The 3,051-nt window shown below is 62.9% G+C and carries 4 protein-coding genes; 3 read left to right on the top strand and 1 reads right to left on the bottom strand.

Annotation, left to right across the window (positions count from 1 at the left end):
- The 3 genes from VIW95_RS06425 to VIW95_RS06415 form a co-directional block, all read left to right on the top strand.
- Window positions 1–1,081, top strand: a 1,081-nt coding sequence (locus VIW95_RS06425; RefSeq protein WP_331584610.1) for an Hsp70 family protein, incomplete at its 5' end; no start/stop codon positions are given.
- An 85-nt stretch (window positions 1,082–1,166) separates the two neighbouring features.
- Window positions 1,167–2,303, top strand: a complete 1,137-nt coding sequence (gene dnaJ / locus VIW95_RS06420) for a molecular chaperone DnaJ (protein WP_331584609.1) — start codon at window positions 1,167–1,169, stop codon at window positions 2,301–2,303.
- A gap of 38 nt (window positions 2,304–2,341) precedes the next feature.
- On the top strand, window positions 2,342–2,551 hold the full coding sequence (locus VIW95_RS06415) for a hypothetical protein (protein ID WP_331584608.1): 210 nt from the start codon (window positions 2,342–2,344) through the stop codon (window positions 2,549–2,551).
- A 3-nt stretch (window positions 2,552–2,554) separates the two neighbouring features.
- Here the strand turns inward: VIW95_RS06415 and VIW95_RS06410 are convergent.
- Window positions 2,555–3,051: shikimate dehydrogenase family protein (locus VIW95_RS06410; RefSeq protein ID WP_331584607.1), on the bottom strand; the 497-nt coding region annotated here is incomplete at its 5' end.

The following is a 3,051-nucleotide window of genomic DNA, read 5'->3' as shown; positions in this document are numbered from 1 at the left end:
GAAGCATCTCAATATCAAGCTGACGCGCGCGAAACTCGAAGCGCTATGCGCCGACCTGCTGGACAGGCTCGACGCGCCATGCGTGACCGCGTTGCGCGATGCCGGACTCAAGGCTAGCGAGATCAACGAGATCGTGCTGGTCGGCGGGATGACCCGCATGCCCGCGGTGCAGGAACGCGTGAAGCGGCTGTTCGGCAAGGAAGGGCACAAGGGCGTCAATCCCGACGAGGTCGTCGCGATCGGCGCTGCTATCCAGGCGGGCGTGCTCAAGGGCGAAGTCAAAGACGTCTTGCTGCTGGACGTGACTCCGCTGTCACTCGGAATCGAAACGCTCGGCGGCGTGTTCACCAAGCTGATCGAAAAGAACACGACGATTCCGACGCGCAAGAGCCAGACGTTCTCGACTGCGCAGGACAATCAGACTGCGGTCACGATTCGGGTCTTCCAGGGCGAGCGCGAGATGGCGTCGGACAACAAGCTGCTCGGCCAATTCGACCTGATCGGAATTCCACCAGCGCCGCGCGGTATGCCGCAGGTTGAGGTCACGTTCGATATCGATGCGAACGGAATCGTTAACGTGCATGCGAAGGACCTCGGCACCAACAAGGAGCAGTCGATCAAGATCACCGCGTCGTCGGGACTCAACGAGGAAGAGATCAAGAAGATGGTGCGCGAGGCCGAGGCGCATGCCGCCGAGGACCATGCTCGCCGCCAGCAGGCGGAGGCGCGCAACAAGCTGGACAACCTCATCTATACGACCGAGAAGACGCTCAAGGATCACGGCGCAGAAATTGACGAGGCCGGACGCAAGCAGGTCGAGGACGCACTCGCGGAGGCGCGGACCAAGCTTGAGTCCAAGGACGCCGACGAGATCAATCGCGCAGCCGAGGCGCTGCAGAACGCGTCGCACAAGCTGGCCGAGGCGATGTACAGCAAAACCAAGGCTAATGCAGGACCGCAGGAAGGCGCCGGTCCGCAGGAAGGCACCAGCGGGCAGAGTGGCTCCCAGAGCGGAAATGGCGAAGCGGGCGCGAAAGAAGACGTGGTTGATGCGGATTACAAAGAAGTCAAAGATCAGTAGCCGACGATGGGGCCGCATGCGCGGCCCCATTCGTATGGCGCCTACAATGGCGTCGCCGCGGGTGTTCGCATAGAATCTTTGCGCGATGCCGTCTGCACAAAAGCGAGATTATTATGAAGTCCTCGGCGTCAATCGTGGCTCCGGCGAAGCCGAACTGAAGAAAGCCTACCGCAGTCTCGCGATCCAGTTTCATCCCGATCGCAATCCCGGCAACAAAGAGGCCGAGGAGCGTTTCAAAGAACTCAACGAGGCCTATCAGGTTCTTTCAGACCCTGAGCGGCGGGCACAGTATGATCGTTTTGGGCATGCCGCGTTCCAGGGAGCGCAGGGTGGTCCGGGCGGATTCGGCGGCTTCGACTTCAGCCAGGGTTTCGAGGAAGTTTTCTCCGACATCTTTGGCGATTTTTTCGGTACCGGCCGCGGACGCTCGCGCTCACGTACCCGGCGCGGCGACGACCTGCGTTACGATCTCGAAATCGAATTCGAGGAAGCGGCGCGCGGGATCGAGAAAGTCGTAAAGTTCCAGCGCCTGACGCAATGCGAGTCCTGCAACGGCACGCGCGCTCGCGGCGGCTCCGGTGGCGCGCAACAGTGCCCCAATTGCCGCGGCAGCGGCCAGGTGCGCACGCAGCAGGGATTCTTTTCGATCTCGACGACCTGCGGGCAATGCCGCGGCGAGGGAATGATCATTTCCGACCCGTGCCCCAAATGCCAGGGCCAGGGGCGAATCCGCAAAGCCGAATCGCTCGCGGTGAAGATTCCGCCCGGGGTGGACAACGGCTCGCGCCTCAAGCTGCGCAACGAGGGCGAGGCCGGCTACGGCGGCGGACCGCAAGGCGATCTCTACGTGGTAATCCACGTCAAGGAGCACGAGATGTTCGTGCGGCAGGACAACGACGTGATAATCGAGGCGCCGATCAGTTTCCCGCAGGCGGCGGTCGGCACCGAGATCGAAGTGCCGACGCTCGAAGGCAAAGTGAAGCTCAAGATTCCATCGGGCACGCAGTCGGGAAAAATTTTGCGCCTCAAGGGCAAAGGCATCGTCGATCTTCACGGCTACGGACGCGGCGATCAGCTGATCAAGGTGATCGTCGAGACGCCGCGCAGCCTGACCGCGCGCCAGCGCGAGCTGCTCGAAGAATTTGCCAAGCTCGACGGCAAGGCCGTCAACCATCCGCTCTCCAAAGGCTTCGTGGACAAGCTCAAGGAGATGTTCGGCTAAGGTTGAGGTGCGCGCCGTCCGGCGAAGGAGCTGAAGCTATGGCCTGCAACTCGTGCGAAAGCAGCGGAAGATTCCGGGCGAGCTACTGCGATGATTGCGAGCGCTGGACTTTCCACGTCGACAAGCGCGACCTCTTGATCGCCGCGGGTCTCATGGCTGTTGCCGCGGTGATCGTCCTTCAGCCAGAACTGCTCGTTGCGCCCGCCGGCATCATGTTCGCGCGGCGGGCAATCGGAGCGTTCGTGTAGGCACTAACTTTGTGCGCGGCCCAGAGCGTCGAACAAAGCCGCGCGCATCACGCCGGCCGGCGGCGCGACTCGATTGAACAGCTTGAACGCGAGTTCGCCCTGGTTCACCAGCATCCCGGCGCCGTCGGTCGCTGGCCGGCCGGCAGCAAGGGCGGGCTTGATGAACTCGGTAGGCTCCGCCGAGTAAATCAGGTCGTAGAACAAGCAATCGGCGGCCGATGAGCCGTAGTCGAGGCGCGCGAATCGTCCCGTCGTGAGACCCATCGAGGTCGCATTGACGATCAATCGCGCGGCAGCCAGCAGCTCCGTATCCATCAGCGCGTCCAGCCCGCGAGGCTCACCCGACGCGCGCGCGCCCTTGGCCGAGAAGCGCCGCGCGAGTGCTGCTGCGCGAGCGGGCGTGCGATTGGCGATCACGACATGGCTCGCGCCCAGCCGGATGCATGCGAGGACCGATGACGCAGCGCCGCCGCCCGCGCCAATCACGATCGCGAGACGGC

It is taken from the genome of Binatus sp. (SeqCode) (assembly GCF_036522015.1).
In the GTDB taxonomy this organism is placed as follows: Bacteria; Desulfobacterota; Binatia; order Binatales; family Binataceae; genus Binatus.
Note: the sequence above shows the minus strand (reverse complement) of the source record. Positions and strands in the feature narration are given on the sequence as shown.

Coding starts and splice junctions, on each gene's coding strand:
- VIW95_RS06415 (WP_331584608.1), top strand. CDS start 2,342: ATGGCCTGCAACTCGTGCGAAAGCAGCGGAAGATTCCGGGCGAGCTAC.
- dnaJ (WP_331584609.1), top strand. CDS start 1,167: ATGCCGTCTGCACAAAAGCGAGATTATTATGAAGTCCTCGGCGTCAAT.